This window comes from Paenibacillus sp. J31R34, from assembly GCF_059383715.1.
The window spans coordinates 1,074,897-1,093,589 of the sequence record NZ_JBXENU010000001.1 but is presented as its reverse complement, the minus strand read 5'-3'; the positions used below and the strand labels follow the sequence as shown (position 1 = coordinate 1,093,589).

Below are 18,693 nucleotides of genomic sequence, written 5' to 3'. Positions count from 1 at the left end.
AGTCAAGTATTTGTTTTTATATGATTAAATATAGATTTTTTGCGTTGTCATTCTCTTTATGATATATATTTAGTTATAGTAACTGTAACTAAAGGAGGGGGACAAGTAGATGTTGTATTCAATGACATATGTAGTGGAGAGTTTAAATGTATCTGCAAAGACGCTTCGATTTTATGAAGAGCAGGGGATATTACCAAATATATCTCGTGACGAAAAAGGCCGTAGAGTTTATAGCGAACAACAAATAGACTGGATTTCTTTTATTCGCTGCCTTAAAGAGACAGGCATGCCTCTTTCAAAAATAAAGGATTACAAGGAACTTTATGAATTAGGAAATACTACCTATTTACAAAGAGAAGAAATGTTGATGCAGCATAAATTGGAAGTGCAGAAGAAAATTGACGAAAGTTTTAAACACTTAGAAGAAATAAACTATAAAATAGCCATGTATGAACTTCAGAAAGAAGAGGTTATGAAAAACCCAAACTATAATTTTAAATGTCACGGACTGGAGATTAAGACGGTGAATTAATGTAAGGTACTTACGCTAAAGGGCAGGATTGCTTCATAAAATGTGGAATTATAATTACAGTTTGGTGTCTCTAGGAGAATGTTTTTAAGACCTTAAACCATTCCAAATACCGTCTGGCCCTTCACGATTGCGGTACTATATTTTCCTTGAAACTGATTGTACATAACAAAAATATTCTAGGAACCGCCGTGCTGCGCTACAATGGCCGTTTGCGCGCTTCCGACGGGGTTACGCCTTTGTACTGCTTGTACAGCTTTGTAAAATAATTCGGATTGTCGCAGCCTACTGCTGCTGCAATTTCGGCAATGGTAGATGCCGTTTGCAGCAGCAGCCTTTGCGCCTCGTTTACGCGACAAACATTGACATATTCGATGAAGGTGCGCCCAGTCAGCTTTTTGAACTGCTTGCAGAAATGGAAGGGGTTCAGATTAACCTGCCGCGCCGCTGCTTCTACCGTTATTTTGGTTTGAAAATCGGATTCCAATCGTTTGATCAGCTGCTTGAAGCGGTCGCGGTTAGCCAAATGAGAGGCTGCTGCGCCTCTGCCACTGTTTGGCGGCTGGCTGTCGTAACGGCGGGCAAGCAGTGTTAGCACGCTGTACAGCTTCGCTTTGACGAGCAGTTGATAGCCGGTCTGCTTGTCGTCAAGCTCTCCCACCAGCTCATCCAGCAGCTTCACGATAGCGCCGCCATGCTGCTCATGCTCTAGCGGTTTGACAGGAAATCTCAGCGTTCCTTCCAGGTAAGGCGCAACAAGCTGCGCATGCACGGGATCATGAACCCACTCATTGAACAACGAGGCATTAAAGACGATACAATCATAACGAATATCGCCCTCGCTCAGCGCATAGCCAACATGCAGGCCGCCTCCCGGAATAACGATCAGCTCCCCCTGCGATATCTCATAAGGTCTGCTGTCGATATGCAGCAGCGCACTGCCTTCCCGCATCAGAATAATCTCGAAATGCTCATGCCAGTGCAAATACAGCATGCTGTCACCCGGTTTAATGCCAAGTGCTTGGTTATGAAATAATTGAATGGGATACGCCTTATGCTCTAGTCGCGTATTTTCCCAAAGTTCCTTTGGATACGTCATAATATCATTCACCACCACAAGATTAGACTACTTTTGCTCAAGATTGTTTAGAGTCATCTCGTAATTCTCTCGTTATAATGAAGGTGCTAAGCATACTATAAGCCAATATTGGAGTGATATTCAAGTGAGTGAACAAATGCGAATAGGTACCTTGGTAGGCGGCGGGAATGCCGATGTGATTATACCGCAAATCGTGGGACATGGTTTTGAATCTTTTAATTTGACGTTCTGGCAGACTACGGGCGAAAACGATTTGACGGAATTGGCTAAACGTGTAAGAGCGTTATCCGATCAGCATGGGTTTGTGGTGTCGGCTCTTAGCGTCTTCGGCAATCCGCTTACAGGTGCAGGCGACAATGCGGATACTTTAGCTAGCTGGGAGCGCTTAATCGACCATGCGCCACTCTTTGGCGCTAATATTGTATCTGGGTTTACTGGGCGATTGACGGACCAGCCGATTGATGAATCCATCCCGCGTTTTAAGGAAGTGTTCGGGGAACTAACGAGGCGTGCGGCGGACAAAGGCGTGCGAATTGCATTTGAAAACTGCGATATGGGTGGTACTTGGACACAGGGAGACTGGAATATTGCGCATAATCCGGCAGCGTGGGAGCTTATGTTCAACGCAGTGCCGGAAGATAATATCGGGCTGGAGTGGGAGCCTTGCCACCAGATGGTCAGCCTGATTGATCCGATCCCGCAGCTTCGCAAATGGGCAAGCAAAGTATTCCATGTTCATGGCAAAGATGCGACGATCGCTTGGGATATTGTGAAGGAGCACGGTGTGCATGGTCCACAGCCATTTGTATGGCATCGGACGCCGGGCTTTGGCGACAGCAACTGGAGCGATATTATAACGATTTTGCGTCAAAATGGCTATAGAGGCACAATCGACATCGAAGGCTGGCATGATCCTGTGTACAAGGACGAGCTGGAAATGACAGGTCAGGTTCATGCCTTAAATTATTTAAAGCGCTGCCGCGGCGGCGATTTTGTTCCAAATCCAAGCGTATAAAACGAGCTGAAGAGAAGCGGGAGGAATAACACGATGCCAGCAAAATATCGGGTGGTTGTCGCAGGCTGCGGCGGAATGGCGAACAGATGGGTGGACTATGCCTTAGGCAGGAAGGATACGGAAATCGTTGGTCTGGTCGATATCAAACAGGAATTTGCCCAGGCGATGGCTGAGCGTAAAGGATTGAGCTGTCCGACTTTTACCAGCTTGCAGACTGCACTTATGGAGACGGGGGCGAACCTTGTTTTTGATATTACAATCCCATCTAGTCACTATTCAATCGGCAAAACAGCGCTAGAGCAGGGCTGTCATGTATTTGGCGAGAAGCCCTTGGCGGAATCAATGGAAGAGTGCCTGTCTATTGTGAAGCTGGCGGAGCGCACGGGCCATACACATGCCGTTATGCAAAATCGCCGTTACGATGGGCGCATTCGCGCTTTGCGCAAGCTGCTGACGGATGGCCACATTGGGCGAACCGGCTTTATCGGTGCGGATTTTTTTATCGGCGCGCACTTTGGCGGATTTCGTGATGCGATGAGCAGTCCGCTGCTGCTCGATATGGCGATTCATACGTTCGACCAGGCTCGGTATGTATCGGGAGCGAATCCGGTATCGGTCTACTGCCATGAATTTAACCCTCCTGGCTCCTGGTATGAAGGAAATGCCGCAGCGCTCTGTATTTTTGAAATGTCAGACGGCTCACTATTTAATTATCGCGGCTCATGGTGCGCGGAGGGTGCGATTACGTCATGGGAAGCTCAGTGGCGTATAACAGGAGAATATGGTACAGCCATCTGGGACGGAAACGGTGAGCCCTATGCAGAAATTGTTGCTCCAAGCGATCAGACGGGCAAATTTATTCGCGATTATGTGCGCATAGAGGGTGGACTTGTGCAGCTGAATAATGAGTTCCACGAAGGCTGTCTTGATGAAATGTTTGCAGCGCTTGATGAAGGGCGCAAGCCGGAAACCGACAGCAGCGATAATATTTACAGCATGGCCATGGTGCTTGCATCGCTGGAGAGCGCGCGGCTTGGGCAGAAGGTCCTTATTGCTGATATGATGAAATAATAATGGCAAATATGAGCGAATGTTAAGAGGCTCATTGGCTAAATTTTCAGGTCAAAAACCGGCTTCCAACCTTTGGATACCGGTTTTTGTTCAAATATAAGCATGTATATGCCATTGAAAATATTCCTAAGCTGGACGGTTTAAATGACCCCGTTCGTGGTATCTGCAAAAGCAGAAAATAAGTATTCTTTACTTTCGTTTGCCATTTTACGTATATGATTTAAATCGACATGCTGCAGCTGGCCGTGACGTTTGACCGGACGTCCAGCAACAAATACGGAATCAACGTTGGACGGGTTTGCAAATTGTACAATGGCCCCCACCGGATCGGAGGCAGGGAACAGATTCAAATCTGTCATCCGAACCATAATGAAATCGGCTTCTTTTCCAGGCGTTAGGGTTCCGACTTTACGGTCTAATCCTAAAGCTTTGGCTCCAGCTATCGTTGCAAAATGCAAGACTTGCTGTGCCTTTAAACTTAATTCACCGGGCATGTTTTTGGATGCCAAAAGATTCTGGTTCGTTCTTGCCCGCTCCGCCTGCAGCATAAATTTCATTTGTGTAAACATGTCTCCGCTGGTTGAAGTCACCACATCTACGCCAAGGGTAGGCGTTCCGCCATTTTCAATAAACAGCCCGGTGGCTGGATAGCCATGCCCCATCATCATTTCCACCTCAGGAGTAATCGATATCGACGCCCCTGAATCTGCTAGCATTTTGTACTCGTCATAGCCCATCGTATTAGCGTGAACCATATTTAAATCGGGACCAAGCAGGCCGGCCTTGTATAGCTTTTCAATAGAGCGGTCATCCGGGCCCCAGCTGCCAAAGCCGACATGCATGGAACAGATCGCATCGAGTTCTCTTGCAAGCCGTATTTCCTGAACGGTAGCGTCCCAATGGCTGAATTCCGGTCCTCTTATGGCTAATCCCATCGTTAGCAGTTGATCATCGGAGGAAAAATACTGCCTTTTTGCGCGGTAGACGTCATCGGAAACGATCTTTTTGCTGCTGCGGTCCCAATATTCAGTCTCGCCGGAGGCTCCATATGCGAATACGGCGCGAATGCCAGCATTTTGCAAGCCCTGAATGAATCCGTCTGCATGCTCGGGAGAATAAATCATCGTCCAATCCAAAAGGGTAGTTACGCCGGCATTCAGCGCTTCCAAAGCACCTAGCAAATTGGCAGCATAGCTGTCTGCTGGGCGCAATTTGCTGCCAAATCCGCCATAATAAATATTTTGCAAATAGGCCGGCAGTGACCAGTCCGCTCCTATCGTGCGGACTAAAGACTCCCAAACATGCCGATGGGTATCCACAAAGCCTGGCATGACAATCATATCCGTTGCATCGATGATTTCGCAGTCTGAAGCATCGAGCTCTTCTTGAATCGAGACAATGATAGAGTCCTCAACTAACATATCAGCCTTCTTAAAATCTCCTAGAGCTTTATCCATTGTTAAAAAATAGCCGTTCTTAATTAAGTAACGATTACTCAATCTATTCATCTCCTTTACATATGTGTTTACAAATATAGATTACATATTTTTACACAATTTGTAAACCGGTAGGTGAAGAAGCCAATAGATTAAGAGATTCAGGAAAATTGACCAGAAAAAACACACATGATACAATATATACTGAACGTTCAGTCAGTAAAATGTCGAATTTTGTTTTGAAATATGCAGTAAATTCAGGAGGTGAGTGCTCTTATGAATAGAAAGCAAGAAATAACGATCGTCGAATATGACCCCCGATATGCGGGCTCCATTGCTGCGATGTGGAATACAAGCAATGAGAGTTGGGGTGGAGACAACTCGCTCCAGACGGAGGAAAGCATTCTTAAAGAACATCATAACAGCACATTTCTTCATGTATTTTTGGCGATAGCTGGTGAGGAGGTTGTTGGGTATTGCAGCTTCTCCCATTACAAGGAGGATGCAGGTGCCCTGTACATTCCTTTACTAAATGTCCGCCCTGATTATCACGGTCACAAAGTCGGCAAGCGACTTATTTTGCGTGCATTAGAGGAAACCTTGAAGCTTGGCTGGCCTAGACTCGACCTCTATACGTGGCCAGGCAATACCAAAGCTGTCCCTGCGTATAAGAAGAGCGGGTTTTTCTGGGAGAAAAGGGATGACACCACCCATCTAATGAACTTGATTCCATCCGTATTGCAGACCGGCGCTGTGAAGGATTATTTTGAAGAAATCAACTGGTACACGGATAGCATACGCGAAATTGCGGTCAGTCCCGATGGACGTCAGGAACAAGGTTTTGATTATTTTACTTATGAGTGGAAAAAGGGCTCCTTGCATCTAAGGATGGAATATGAGCGGACGGGACGCGGGTTAAGACTAATTGAAACAGATGACTATCTCATTAAGGCCACGATTCCAAATCACCATAAGCTGCCTTTCGGCGCAAGCTATCCGATCGTATATGAAGCCGTCAATAAAAGCGGGAAGAGTCTAGCTTTGGAAATCAAGAGCGTTGGCAATGCTGCAATTAGCTTTGAGCTGCATGAATCCAGAGTGGTTGAGTCACAGGAACGAATAGAAGGCAGCTTCTTAGTCCAAGCCATAGAAGAGGATCAGAACTTATTTCAGACACATCCGGTTGTTGAAGCGGAGCTGCTCATTAATGGATTGCCAGCTACCTTCAAAATCGGCATTGAGCCAAAATTCCCAGCGAAGCTAAAGCTTCAAGCACCAGCTGGTCCCATTTATGCAGGCGAACCTATTGCGATTGATTTAACAGTAGAAAATGAGTACGAGACTGAGGCTGAGTTTGCTTGCGAGCTGGCCGATGATGCTGTTCTTTCCTTCAGCCAGCCCTCCGTCCGTATCAAGATACCCGCCAGAGGCCGGAAGACCATTACCATTGAAGCTCGATTGCTGACCTATGGCATTTGGCATCATCGTCTCGCTATTCACAAGGTGGTCGGCACTGGCGAATTACTTGTATCGCAGCAGGAGGTCAGTCTTGTGTTCCCGGGAATACATGCTGCTTTCGGAGGCGAAACCGATCAGGACTGGGTAATCTTTAACGGACAACACTCCGCTCGTTTAAATAAATCAAGCAATATGCTGTCCATTAATGAGGGAGCTCGCGGGGTAATGAATCTGCATTATCCCAAATTTGGCTTGCCTTATAGTGGAGCATTTGCAAAAAATCCTGTCTCGCGTGTGACATGTCGACAAGACGATGCTATGGTGCTCGAAGCCGAATATGATTTGACTGCAGTTGACCTGCAGCTAACCCTTGTCGTCAAATTGTACAGCAATGGCATCATTACCCGTCATCATGTTGTACAGCGCAAAGCTTCCTCCGCCTCGGAAGAGCCCTTATTTTTGAAGGAAAGCTTTCATTTCAATCTGGAGGACAGCATTATTCCTTATGAAGGCCAATATGTGGATTTAAGCAAAGGACCTGACGCCTATAACTCCGATTATTGGGAGAAAAATAGGTTTACGGAAAATTGGATTTTTGCTAATAACGGACAGTCATCACGGGGGATAACTTGGCCGGCACAATTAGAAATCATTTCTGAGGGCTGGCTTTACGGACTTGAGCATCCTCTAGGTGTCATACCCGCTGGGGGTATTGTAAAGACTGAGCCTATCCGCATTGCGCTGGGAACGTGGAGAAATTGGCGCGATTTCCGTTCTTTTGCCCAGAACAATGGAGCGTCACAGGATCTCAGGGCTGCCGAGCAGCTGGACACGATTGTGAATCAGGGAAATCCCTTTCTCCAAGGAGCGTTCGAGGTTCGGATTGTTGAGCGGAAAAATACATTTTTGGACGGTGAAATTGAAATCACTTCTGCATTGGATAGTGTAGATACGGTGAATTGCTTAATATCTAGCGAGCAGCAGCTCACCGAAACAGCTGCGTCGCTAACTAGAAAATCCAGTCCTGAGGCCGACATTTTATCACTGCGTTTGGATATGGAAACCTATGAAATAGGACGAAGCCGCCTTATTTTCCCGCTATCGAATCATCCTATAGTCCAACAAACGGAGCCAGCAGATGAGGGTGAAGTACTGACGGCGGGTAATGGGGTTTTGCAAATTCAGGCAAGCAGCGCCTTTGCACCAGCCTTATTCTCACTAAAGCATAGCGGCGTAGAATGGCTCGATTCCTCCTTTCCTCATCCAGGTCCCAAGTCTTGGTGGAATCCTTGGATTGGCGGCATTGCAGCAGAAGTATCCGGCATGTCCGCAGCGAGCTTCATGGAAGAGCCGCGTGAGGCAGCCTTTGCAGCGATTACAGATAATCTGGGTAATAGCTGGTCAGGTATCCGAATGAGTGTGACGATCAGCAGCCATGCAAAACTCAGAGGACTTGTGCTCCATCACTATTTCTTAATGCTGCCAGGGGTACCTGTACTTGCAACTGTCACTCGGGTGGAGCAAAATACAGGTGCGCCTTTGCATCCGCTAACCCTTTCCAGTTCGACCTTCTACCGGGCCAGCAGCGATATCAAGGATAGCAGGGGGCATGTCAAAAATAGCAATGGTGAAAATATTACCTATAAGGCTGGCAGGGTTCAGTATAGCGCGGGCAGTCCAAACGGAATCTTCCAGTATAGCTCCCGTGAGCGAAAGCAGAGGCTGACCTTCATGGCCCACCCAGAGCTTGATTCAAGCGAGCTGCATATGAATACCCATGTAGTGGCATCCTTAGCAACAGAAAAACTATTTTTGCAAGACGGAAAGCAGCAATTCAGCAAACCGCAGTTCTATATCATTTCTGATCTGCTTGCCCCGGAGGAAGCTTATCAGGATTTGCTCAACATTCGTTTTGACCAGTTGACTTAAGAGAGGATACTTTAATGAAAATTATAGATGCACATGTCCATTATTCCAATATTGCAGCCTTTAAAGAGACGGCCCAAGCTTTGGCAGCCATTGATTACACAGCAAGCGGTTTGCTAAAGGAGTTTAGAAATGCTGGAGTCATCGCGGGTGTGGGGATGGGCGTTACGGAAACGGTTGAAGGGGCATTTCCGGATTCCGCAGCCCTTAATCCTATGCTGCTTGATTTGAGCGACCAGCTTCCTGATAATCTGTTTACTTGTGTCGGTATTAATCCATTAACCCTGCATCTGGATGGTCAACTCGAAGCGCTGGAACAATCGTTGCGCTCGAAAAATGTCGTTGGTATTAAGCTGTATGCGGGTTATTACCACTACAATGTAGGTGATGAAATTTATGACCCGGTATATAAGCTCGCTTCCACTTACGAGCTTCCCATCGTCATTCATGGAGGACTGACCTATTCGGACAAAGGCTTGCTCAAATATTCGCATCCGCTGTCTATGGAAGAAACCTTTTTGAAGCACCGTAATCTAACCTTTATGCTTTGTCATCTCGGTGATCCTTGGGTCATGGAAACAGCCGCATTGCTGGAAAAAAATCCGAATCTCTACGCAGATCTATCAGGCTGGATAGTAGGCGATGCCGCGAAGGTGGAACGGTTGCTGCTGGAGCAAACGTATACGGATCATTTCCGACGTGCCATTGTGTTTGCCGAAAAATATGACCGGCTTGTGTTCGGTACCGATTGGCCGCTTGTTCCGCTGGATGCCTATATCCAGTTTGTAAAGCATCTGATTCCTGAGGCTCACTGGGAGGATGTTTTTTATAACAATGCGCTGCGGGTATTTCCAAAGCTGAAACAGCTGCTTGTAGAAGAATAGGGTAGAGAAGAGTCCCTGTGCAGGGGAAGTCGTTAAAAGTCGCCAATGTGGCGGCTTTTTTTATTTTAACGTTTCGCGAGTTTTCCTATTGACTTGGAGTGAACTCCAGAGTGTAAGCTACTCCTTGTAGCATTAACCAATAAAAATAGAGCGAGGGAGCAGAAAAAATATGTGTAAAACGAATGTCCTAAGTGTTCCAAGCGCAAGAGCGCCTTTTGAAAAGACGGTTATGGAGCGGAGAGAATTACGACCGAATGATATTTTAATCGATATTAAATATTGCGGCATTTGCCACTCTGACATTCATAATGCCTTCGATGAATGGGGTAACGGCATGTTTCCGATGGTTCCTGGTCACGAAATGGCCGGTGTGGTAACCGCAGTAGGAACGCAAGTTAATAAGTTCGCTGTTGGCGATCGGGTTGGAGTCGGGTGCTTCGTTGACTCCTGTGGACAATGCGAGTACTGTCTCAGCGGAGAGGAGCAATATTGTACAAAAGGCGTTATCAATTCTTATAATTCTTTAGATTACGATGGCAATCAAACCTACGGCGGTTATAGCCAGAAAATCGTTGTTAAAGAAGATTTTGTTGTCCGCATTCCAGATGCCTTGGATTTGGATGTTGCAAGTCCGCTATTATGTGCGGGGATAACTACGTACTCCCCCTTGAAGCATTGGAACATCGGCCCAGGCAAGAAGGTTGCTATTGTAGGGATGGGGGGCCTTGGTCACCTAGCTGTCCAATATGCTCATGCTTTAGGGGCAGAAGTTACGGTACTGAGCCAATCGTTGAATAAGAAAGAAGAAGCGCTTAGCTTTGGAGCAGATCATTACTTTGCAACTAGCGATTCCGCTACATTCACGGCGTTAGCCAATCGTTTTGACCTTATTTTAAATACAGTGTCTGCCAATCTCAATGTTGATGCCTATTTATCGATGCTTCGGTTAGATGGAACGCTCGTAAACGTCGGCGCACCTAGCGAGCCAGATCAATACCATGTGTTTTCCTTGATTATGCAGCGTCGCAGCATCGCAGGCTCACTCGTTGGTGGCATTCGAGAAACCCAGGAGATGCTCGATTTTTCCGCTGAGCATGGCATTGCCCCTAAAATCGAGGTTATCAATGCCGATCAAGTTGATGAAGCTTTTGAGCGTATCATCCGCAGTGATGTGCGTTATCGATTCGTAATCGACATATCCACTTTATAGTAGGAGGAGCAGGAAGTTGGAGCTCGATCATTTTCAAGCACGTATACAAAAGGCAAAACAGGCTATAGCAGAGGCTGAATATATTCTATTGGGTGGAGGAGAGGGTATTTCGGCTGCTGCTAGCATACTGTGTAGCGGGAAAAGGTTTACGGACAAGTTTGCTCCACGTATTCGTCATTTTTCTTTAAACGATATGTATGCGTCCGGCTTATCTACGTTCCCGGTACAAGAGGACAAATGGGGCTTTTGGGCAAAACTAATCCGTCATACTCGGTATGACGCCGGTCCTGCCAGGCTTTACAAGGATTTATATAGCTTAATCAATGAGAAGCATTATTTCGTGCTGACCATGACTGTCGACAGCCAATTCGAGCTGGCAGGTTTTTCATCTGACAAAATATTTGAGGTTCAAGGCAATTACGGAAAACTACAGTGTGCAATTGGCTGCCATGACAGGGTCTATTCTAGTGAAATACCGGTAATGGAAATGGCCGAGAGTGTTGTTGATTATAAAATACCGCTGGAACTCATCCCCAAATGTCCGATTTGTGGCGGTGAGATGCTTCCAAACATAAGAAATAACAAAAACTTTGTTCAGGATGAGAAGTTTTTTGAATTAGAAGCATTATATAAAGGATTCGTGCTGGACTCTATGAGTCAGAAACGGCTTTATATCGGATTAGGCGTTGATCGTGAATCTTTGGTAATCTTGAAGCAAGACGATCCAATAGGCTCTGAACATAATAACCGGAACATGATTTCATTCCCGGAAGGCATTCATGAAACGGTATCGGCATTATTGAATTAAAACATTACAACAAAGACAGCACGTCAGCCAGAAGAGATGATTATCGCAAATGTAGAACATTATGAACGATTACACAGCTATCAACGAACGGGTGGCTGGATTACTTGGTAAAAATATAATGACCATGCAAAAAAGTGCATCACCAGGGAGGAGCCATTGTGGCTGCTCCCTGTTTAATGACTTCTTTGATTAGAAAATCAATAATCGGATTGTAGAAGGATAAAAAAGAGAACTATGAAAGATTCATTATTGACTTGGAGTCCACTCCAGACGTTAAACTGCTTTATATGATTCGAAAAAGGAGAAAGAATGATAGTATCAGACGAGGAAACACTTGCATTAAATTAGTTTGCTCCAGAGGAGGAAAGAACAGTGGAACGTCTATGGACAAAATCATTTACGCTGATGACTATAGGCAACCTATTCTTATTTAACGCCTTTTATATGCTGTATCCGACGATGCCGCTATTCATTACACAGATGGGCGGCAATGAATCGCAGGTCGGGCTGGCGATGGGAGCATTTATGCTGTCCGCCGTTTTTTTCGGCCGCTCATTGGCGGGCTGCTGGACCGTTTCGGCAGGCGTCCGTTTCTCATCTGGGGGCTGATTCTGTTCATTGTGGCGATGTATATGTATAACTGGGTCGGGGGAATGATCGTTCTGATGGGACTCCGAATTTTGCATGGGATGAGTTGGGCCGTTTCCACCACGGCTACGATGACTGCAATTACGGATATGATCCCGCCGGCCCGCCGAGGGGAGGGAATGGGGTGGTTTAGCACGTCCATGACCTTGGCTATGGCCATCGGACCGATGCTGGGCATCTGGGTGACAGAGAACCAATCGTACAGCGCTTTGTTTTTAATCGCAGTCATCCTCTCTGCGGCAGCGCTGCTCCTGATGCTAGGTGCAAAAATGCCATTCCGGCCGCAAACGGGCGTTCGAAAAATCGAGTTATTCGAAAAATCGGTTTTGCCGATTGCGGCATCGGTCTTTTTTCTGTTCATCGCTTATGGGGGCATTACGACCTTTGTTCCACTGTTTGCTAAGTCGATCCAGGTCAATTCGGGCGCGTTCTTTCTGGCCTTTGCGGCATCACTGGCGCTCAGTCGTCCCATTTCGGGAAAACTTTCGGATCGATACGGCGAGATATCGGTCATTGTACCAGCCCTTGTAATTACTATCGCTGCCTTGATTGTCTTGAGTCTCTCGACCGGCTTGATCGGTGTGCTCGTGTCAGCGGTTCTATATGGAATCGGCTTCGGTTCTGCGCAGCCAGCTCTTCAAGCGGCAACAATACGTCTCGCTCGTCCGGACCGTATAGGAGTCGCCAACGCCTCCATATCGACGGCTAATGATCTTGGTATTGGGTTAGGTGCGATCATGCTAGGCTGGGTTTCCCAGTACATGAGCTATCAGGCATTGTTCACGGTCAGCGCCGTGTCAGTAGTATTTTCGTTATTGCTTTTCACATTTTTTGTGAAACGACTGTTGAAAAACAATCAACGGCACCCTCTTAATAAGGATCCACTTCCTTCAAAAACCTAAAACTCAAAAATACAGACTTAGCTGTATCCCTAATTTTTCTTGGCCGTATGCGATTTGGTGAAGCAAAGCAGGGTGGACATCAGTGGGTGCTTGATGGAGCGGGCAGACTTGACTTTGATCGAACGTTCTTTTATTATAGGCGCATGAGACATAAAGATGAAAATAAAAGCGAGAGCATTTTTAATGCAGCGATCCACCTGATAAATGAACATGGTTTGTCTGAAACTTCGATGTCCAAGATCGCGAAAAAAGCCGGTGTATCTGCTTCAACGATTTACGTTTACTTTGAAAATAAGGAAGATATGCTGAATAAATTGTATTTGAGTGTCAAAAAAAAGATGAGTCTAGAAGTGTTTTATAATTACGATGACTCGATTTCGCTACAAGCTGCATTCGAGCATGCGCTCAGAAAGTTTATAAATTTTATTTTAACCAATAAAGAAGAGTTCTTATTTATTGAGCAATTTTCAAACTCGCCACTTCTTCATAAGCTATCTCTAAAAGAAGGAATAGAAATGTTTGAGCCGATTTTCAGCTTACTTGAGAAAGGAAAAAGTCAGAATATTTTCAAACAAGTGGATACGGGACTGCTCCATATGTTCATGTTTAACCCGTCCATGCAATATGTGAAAGAATATTTTGGCGGGCGAATAGAGTTGAAACAGGATAGCTTGAACGAATTAATTCGAATGACCTGGGATGCTTTAAAAGCATAATTTGAGACTTTCAGAGGGGCAATCATCCGGATAGATGGTTAATAAGTCCCTCTGAATTAAAAAGCTTGATATTAATCGAACGATCGTTTATCATAAGCAATGAACAAGCGGGTTATAAAAAAGAGAGGGATAATTTCATTATATAATAAATGAACGTTCGATTTATATGATTATTGGTTATTAATTAACAAATGAAAAGAGGACAAAAAATGAATTCGAAATATAATCAACTTTTCCAGCCCTTCACTTTTAAAAATGGTATCACGATCAAAAACCGCGTCGTTATGGCTCCAATGACAACTTGGGCAAGCAATGATGATCTAACAGTCTCCGATGAGGAAGTCAGCTATTACCGCAAAAGAGTTAGCGGGGTAGGGCTTGTTATAACAGGATGCACGCAGGTCACTCCAAATGGGCAAGGCTTTACAAACGAATTTGCCGCTTACGACGATTCCTTTATTCCGAGTCTGCGGAAACTTGCTGAAGCTGCGAAAAGTGGCGGCGCTCCTGCTTTACTTCAAATTTTCCATGCTGGTAATAAAGCTCTGCCTAACTTTGATGTCGTAAGTGCTAGTGCAATGAAAACGGAAGCTACGGCTTTTGCTGCTAGCGCAGAAGCCAGAGCATTATCCGGCGAGGAGATTTTGTCCATTATCCATGCTTTTGGCGAAACTACGAGAAGAGCAATTGAAGCTGGGTTTGATGGTATTGAAATTCACGGCGCACATGGATTTTTAGTGCAAAGCTTCTGGTCCCCAATGACCAATCAACGTACCGATGAATGGGGCGGCACACTCGAAAATCGTTTGCGCTTTCCAACTTTACTTATTGAGGAGATTAAAAGTGTCATTAAGAAGCATGCACAAACACCATTTATTTTAGGCTTTCGTTTCTCCCCAGAAGAATCGAGAGAAGGGGGCCTGCGAATGAAAGATACGTATGAATTAATCGACCGGCTTGTTCAACTGGATATTGATTATATTCATGCTTCATTGGATGACTTGTCTTCGAAACCGATTGACAGCGAGGTTGACAAATCAAGACTTGAATTAATTCTAAATAAAGTAAACGGAAGAGTACCCGTTATGGCTGCCGGCACTGTCAAAACACCAGATGATGCCCTTCAAGCTCTAGAAAAAGGATTACCACTTATGGCTATTGGCCATGCGCTGGTCATGGACCCAGAGTGGGTCCGAAAAACTGAAAATGGCCGTGAAGCTGAGATCGATATGGAATTGAACGTCTCTAAACTCAGCCAGCTTGAACTGCCGGATAAGCTTTGGCATGTCATTCAGACGATGCCGGGCTGGTTTACGATCAACAAAGAAGGCAAACACTCTAATTATTGAATGTAAAAAATGCTAAAAGCAAATTTCATAATAGCTTTACAATCTATTTGCTTATCGAAAAATTCAATCGATGGAGCAATTGACGCTCGGGATCGTTCGTGATAATTTATATAAATCACTTAAACCAATAATTCCAATGAGATAAAGGGGTTTTTATAAATGTCTTCTATCGTGCTTGCTGCTGCTGAAGATGTACGAAGCAAGGATTCCGAGCAATTAATTAGGGAGCTTAGCGAAGAACTGGGTTTGTTGTATGGCGGTGATGGGACGGCAGGATTCCAGCCCTCCGACGTGGAGGCACCAAGATCAGCCTTTATTGTTGCCCGTCTGGACGGTTACCCTGTAGGCTGTGGGGCAATCAGGCTCCTTGATGAAACATCGGTTGAGGTCAAGCGCATGTACACACGCTCAGATTTCCGCCGCAAGGGTGTTGCTCAGGCGATACTCGCCGAAGCGGAGCGTCTTGCCCGCGAATTTTCCTACAGCAATCTAAAACTGCAAACAGGTCCCAAGCAGCCGGAAGCGGCAGCGCTTTATGAAAGAGTAGGGTACTACCGGATACCGGTTTTTCACGGGGAGTGGGATGAGGTACTAGCGTTTCAAAAAGATTTGGTGCTCAAGCAGGCTTGATCTCAAATAGCCTTGCATCCGGCCAAGCTATTTTGAAGCGTGAAGCGCAGCCAGCTCGGCAGGATGATCGTACCTTTCCGCCTAAAGTAATTGAACCGAAATCTCCTATATAAATGGAATGATAAAATTCGCTGAATCAGGAGATTTGGTTCAATGATTGGCAAATAACCAAATCTAAATGTACGAATTTGTGTTTTCCTACTCTTTTACAACTGAGGCATTCACAGCGCTTTCCATCTGATCATTATAGGCACGAAATAATCCTAGGCGCCAGAAAGCGGCACCTTTTAAATCATAGCGCTTGGCAAGACCCAGCTTGTCGTTGATGGAAGAGGGCGTTTCACTGCTTAGGCTTATGCCGAGTAGGAGCTTTTGCTTAGGAACACCAGCATCGAGCGCAAGCTGAATCGCCTGATCTACTAGACTATTGGGTTCGGGTACCTGTGACTTGGTGCCGACAGGATTATACTGATAAGCCATAATAATGAGATCATCTGCGATGGAAGCCAGAGTCTTGTAATCGTAGCCTTTATAGGCACTATTTAAGGGTGGGACTGCTAACGATAGAGCGATGTCACTTGGCAGGGAAGCCTTCAACTGTTTAACGTAATCGTTCAGCAGCTTCTGCTGTTGCACAGCATCCAATTTATAACCCAATCCTTCAAAATCAAGAACAATTCCTCCGAATCCGTTCTCTGCAACGGAAGCCGTTATGCCCTGAATGGACTTCTCGCGCATGCTGCTATCACTCAAAACCTTCGTTAGTTCACCATTTCCGTCTAATGCATATACCATAAGGTACGGTTTAATGCTCTGATTCGCTGCATCCGCTACAAGGGATTGAGGGGTAACGTCACCTGCCGCGTCAGGAAGCCGATACTCGTCACCCTGAAGTGTAAACTGACCTTCGCGATCGATGCGACTCCAGCCAAAAGCTACCGAGTTCATAGATGAAACCAAATCCCGCTCCTGAAAGGATTGCAATGCATAGAAGGCTCTCAAATGCATTTCGCGCTGTGGGGATAGAAGAGAAACTGTACGTGTTGTCTGATTCCAGGCTACAGCGACACCGAATTGGCCGCTGAATGAACTGAGAGGGATGAGCACACGCCCTTCAAGCTGGATCGGTGCTGCCGCGAGCTTCACTTTTTTTCCATTTACAGTAGCTGTTGTGCTGCCCACTTGAAGAAGAACCTCCGTGACTTGTCCTTTAACACTGCCTGTCGCTTTAACCGTTTGCGAACGGCTGTTCCATGTGATATGGATTCCAAGGGCTTCTCCAACCGTCCGGAAGGGGACGTAGGTAACCCCTTTGTCTATCCGCGGGGCTGTATCAAATTGCAGTAGAACATGATCCAGCGTGACAGATATAGCCGGTGCTGCATAGACATCACCGATATTTGGGTTGGTTCCGAGCAAGGCTAAGGCAAGAAGGGTGGCGGCAACTGTTTTACCAATTCGTTTACAGAGCATATTATGTTTTCCTCCATCTCATTAATTGGGAATCTAGCATACATTAGTATAGCAAAATTTTAATATAGTTCCAATTACATGAAGTGATATACAGTAGCAACGCTGATTATCCGATATATTCAAAGAGAGGCTATTACTAGCGCGACTTAACTGCAAAGCTATGCACTGTGTGTTAATCCTGAATAATAGAAAGGGAGGATCAAATGAAATGGATAGGAACATGCCTGTTGCTGGTAGCCGTGCTCTTCTCGAGCATTGGGGCGACTGCTGCAGGCAAGCCCACCTCGTCTTTGGGCTATTACCACACGTCGGGCAACCGTATCGTCGATGAGCAGGGCCAACCGGCTAATTTCAACGGGGTGAACTGGTTCGGATTTGAGACGGAAAATTTTTCTCCCCACGGCTTGTGGACACGATCAATGGATGGCATGCTGGACCAGCTTGCAAAAGAAGGGTACAATTTGCTGCGAATTCCGTATACGAACGAAATGCTGCTTCCCGGTAAAAAACCAAGCGGGATCGACTATGTGAAAAATCCCGACTTGAAGGGGCTGACGCCGCTTCAGCTGCTGGACAAGCTCATTCAGAAGGCGGAAAAGCGCGGTATGAAAATCATTCTTGACCGTCACCGCCCAACCTCCTCGGGGCAGGCGGAGCGATGGTACACCCAATCGGTGCCGGAAAAGACCTGGATTAAAGATTGGTCGATGCTGGCAAAGCGCTACCTGGCTAACGACACGGTGATTGGAGCCGATTTGCATAATGAGCCGCACGGTTCCGTATGCTGGGGCTGCGGCGATTCAGCCAGTGACTGGCGGTTGGCTGCGGAACGGGCGGGCAATGCGATTCTCGCTGTCAATCCGGACTGGCTGATCGTGGTGGAAGGGGTCGACGCAAATGTAAAGGGACAGAGCGGCTCCTATTGGTGGGGCGGCAATTTGAAGGGCGTCCGCAAATATCCAGTCCGGCTGAAAGTGGCCAACCAGCTCGTTTACTCTCCGCATGATTACGGCCCGGGTGTTTCGTCGCAGCCGTGGTTCACCGATCAGAAATTTCCTGCCAACCTGCCTAGTGTATGGGAGGCTAATTGGGGCTACATCCATAAGGAGAAAATCGCGCCGATACTACTCGGGGAGTTCGGCGGCCGCAGCGTCGATTCGGCTTCGAAGGAGGGCAAGTGGCAAAATGCGCTTGTCGACTACATCGGGAAGAATGATCTGTATTGGACCTACTGGAGCCTCAATCCGAACAGCGGAGATACCGGCGGATTGCTGTTAGACGATTGGCAAACATGGAACAAGCCGAAGCAAAAAATGCTGGCCAGAATCATGAAGCCTTTGAACGGCGGCAATTCGGAAGCTCCAAAGCAGACAGCAGGTTCGACGCCAACGAAGCAGACAGCAGCTTCGATAGCGTCTACGAGCAGCGGAATGGATTTACCCTTACTGCATGATCTGCAAGCATGGTAGTTTGTGCTGATAGAAGTAGAGGTACAGCAAAAGAGCCGAACGGTCTAAAAGCCGGATCGGCTTTCTTGTT

14 protein-coding genes and 1 pseudogene are annotated in these 18,693 nt (G+C 46.3%); 12 read left to right on the top strand and 3 right to left on the bottom strand.

The features are described 5' to 3' along the window. The first annotated feature begins 109 nt into the window (after positions 1-109). Positions 110-532 carry a MerR family transcriptional regulator gene (locus tag AC50YG_RS04620; RefSeq protein WP_494825020.1) on the top strand — a complete coding sequence of 141 codons (423 nt, stop codon included), beginning with the start codon at positions 110-112 and terminating at the stop codon, positions 530-532. A gap of 196 nt (positions 533-728) precedes the next feature. On the opposite strand, the gene AC50YG_RS04615 is transcribed toward AC50YG_RS04620, so the two are convergent. Then, a complete protein-coding gene (locus tag AC50YG_RS04615; RefSeq protein WP_473755569.1) occupies positions 729-1,628 on the bottom strand; it encodes a helix-turn-helix transcriptional regulator in 900 nt (299 codons plus the stop codon). A gap of 136 nt (positions 1,629-1,764) precedes the next feature. On the opposite strand from AC50YG_RS04615, the gene AC50YG_RS04610 reads away from it, so the two are divergent. Together AC50YG_RS04610 and AC50YG_RS04605 are read left to right on the top strand one after the other, a co-directional pair. Continuing rightward, positions 1,765-2,643, top strand: a complete 879-nt coding sequence (locus AC50YG_RS04610) for a sugar phosphate isomerase/epimerase family protein (RefSeq protein WP_494825314.1) — start codon at positions 1,765-1,767, stop codon at positions 2,641-2,643. A 33-nt stretch (positions 2,644-2,676) separates the two neighbouring features. After that, the gene (locus AC50YG_RS04605; RefSeq protein WP_473755570.1) at positions 2,677-3,714 is read left to right on the top strand and encodes a Gfo/Idh/MocA family protein; all 1,038 of its coding nucleotides are present in this window, start codon (positions 2,677-2,679) and stop codon (positions 3,712-3,714) included. Positions 3,715-3,854: 140 nt separating this feature from the next. Here AC50YG_RS04605 and AC50YG_RS04600 read toward each other — a convergent pair whose 3' ends face one another. Then, positions 3,855-5,213, bottom strand: a complete 1,359-nt coding sequence (locus tag AC50YG_RS04600) for an amidohydrolase family protein (protein ID WP_494825019.1) — start codon at positions 5,211-5,213, stop codon at positions 3,855-3,857. Between the two features lie 213 nt (positions 5,214-5,426). Between AC50YG_RS04600 and AC50YG_RS04595 the strand changes: the two genes are divergently transcribed. The 8 genes and pseudogenes from AC50YG_RS04595 (at position 5,427) to AC50YG_RS04560 (ending at position 15,681) form a co-directional block, all read left to right on the top strand. Continuing rightward, complete coding sequence (locus tag AC50YG_RS04595) at positions 5,427-8,537, top strand: GNAT family N-acetyltransferase (protein WP_494825017.1); 3,111 nt, start codon at positions 5,427-5,429, stop codon at positions 8,535-8,537. Positions 8,538-8,551: 14 nt separating this feature from the next. Then, positions 8,552-9,418, top strand: coding sequence for an amidohydrolase family protein (locus tag AC50YG_RS04590; protein WP_494825015.1), 867 nt, complete (start codon positions 8,552-8,554; stop codon positions 9,416-9,418). A gap of 169 nt (positions 9,419-9,587) precedes the next feature. Beyond that, positions 9,588-10,628, top strand: coding sequence for an NAD(P)-dependent alcohol dehydrogenase (locus AC50YG_RS04585; RefSeq protein ID WP_494825013.1), 1,041 nt, complete (start codon positions 9,588-9,590; stop codon positions 10,626-10,628). Positions 10,629-10,644: 16 nt separating this feature from the next. Then, entirely contained in the window at positions 10,645-11,436 is a 792-nt protein-coding gene (locus AC50YG_RS04580) for an SIR2 family NAD-dependent protein deacylase (protein WP_494825011.1), read from the top strand. A 372-nt stretch (positions 11,437-11,808) separates the two neighbouring features. Continuing rightward, positions 11,809-12,986: pseudogene (locus tag AC50YG_RS04575) on the top strand (MFS transporter). Positions 12,987-13,072: 86 nt separating this feature from the next. After that, the gene (locus tag AC50YG_RS04570) at positions 13,073-13,702 is read left to right on the top strand and encodes a TetR/AcrR family transcriptional regulator (protein ID WP_494825009.1); all 630 of its coding nucleotides are present in this window, start codon (positions 13,073-13,075) and stop codon (positions 13,700-13,702) included. Between the two features lie 209 nt (positions 13,703-13,911). Next, positions 13,912-15,051 (top strand): NADH-dependent flavin oxidoreductase, encoded by a 1,140-nt coding sequence (locus tag AC50YG_RS04565; protein WP_494825007.1) that lies wholly within the window; start codon positions 13,912-13,914, stop codon positions 15,049-15,051. A 159-nt stretch (positions 15,052-15,210) separates the two neighbouring features. After that, positions 15,211-15,681, top strand: coding sequence for a GNAT family N-acetyltransferase (locus AC50YG_RS04560; protein ID WP_494825005.1), 471 nt, complete (start codon positions 15,211-15,213; stop codon positions 15,679-15,681). 198 nt (positions 15,682-15,879) lie between these two features. Here AC50YG_RS04560 and AC50YG_RS04555 read toward each other — a convergent pair whose 3' ends face one another. Further along, complete coding sequence (locus AC50YG_RS04555) at positions 15,880-17,154, bottom strand: stalk domain-containing protein (protein ID WP_494825003.1); 1,275 nt, start codon at positions 17,152-17,154, stop codon at positions 15,880-15,882. 203 nt (positions 17,155-17,357) lie between these two features. On the opposite strand from AC50YG_RS04555, the gene AC50YG_RS04550 reads away from it, so the two are divergent. Next, positions 17,358-18,623 (top strand): glycoside hydrolase family 5 protein, encoded by a 1,266-nt coding sequence (locus AC50YG_RS04550; RefSeq protein ID WP_494825001.1) that lies wholly within the window; start codon positions 17,358-17,360, stop codon positions 18,621-18,623. The last annotated feature ends 70 nt before the right edge of the window (positions 18,624-18,693 follow it).

Bases quoted from the DNA above. Each gene is read 5' to 3' on its own strand.
- AC50YG_RS04620 (WP_494825020.1), top strand. From the start codon at position 110: ATGTTGTATTCAATGACATATGTAGTGGAGAGTTTAAATGTATCTGCA.
- AC50YG_RS04615 (WP_473755569.1), bottom strand. From the start codon at position 1,628: ATGACGTATCCAAAGGAACTTTGGGAAAATACGCGACTAGAGCATAAG.
- AC50YG_RS04610 (WP_494825314.1), top strand. From the start codon at position 1,765: ATGCGAATAGGTACCTTGGTAGGCGGCGGGAATGCCGATGTGATTATA.
- AC50YG_RS04605 (WP_473755570.1), top strand. From the start codon at position 2,677: ATGCCAGCAAAATATCGGGTGGTTGTCGCAGGCTGCGGCGGAATGGCG.
- AC50YG_RS04595 (WP_494825017.1), top strand. From the start codon at position 5,427: ATGAATAGAAAGCAAGAAATAACGATCGTCGAATATGACCCCCGATAT.
- AC50YG_RS04590 (WP_494825015.1), top strand. From the start codon at position 8,552: ATGAAAATTATAGATGCACATGTCCATTATTCCAATATTGCAGCCTTT.
- AC50YG_RS04585 (WP_494825013.1), top strand. From the start codon at position 9,588: ATGTGTAAAACGAATGTCCTAAGTGTTCCAAGCGCAAGAGCGCCTTTT.
- AC50YG_RS04565 (WP_494825007.1), top strand. From the start codon at position 13,912: ATGAATTCGAAATATAATCAACTTTTCCAGCCCTTCACTTTTAAAAAT.
- AC50YG_RS04560 (WP_494825005.1), top strand. From the start codon at position 15,211: ATGTCTTCTATCGTGCTTGCTGCTGCTGAAGATGTACGAAGCAAGGAT.
- AC50YG_RS04555 (WP_494825003.1), bottom strand. From the start codon at position 17,154: ATGCTCTGTAAACGAATTGGTAAAACAGTTGCCGCCACCCTTCTTGCC.
- AC50YG_RS04550 (WP_494825001.1), top strand. From the start codon at position 17,358: ATGAAATGGATAGGAACATGCCTGTTGCTGGTAGCCGTGCTCTTCTCG.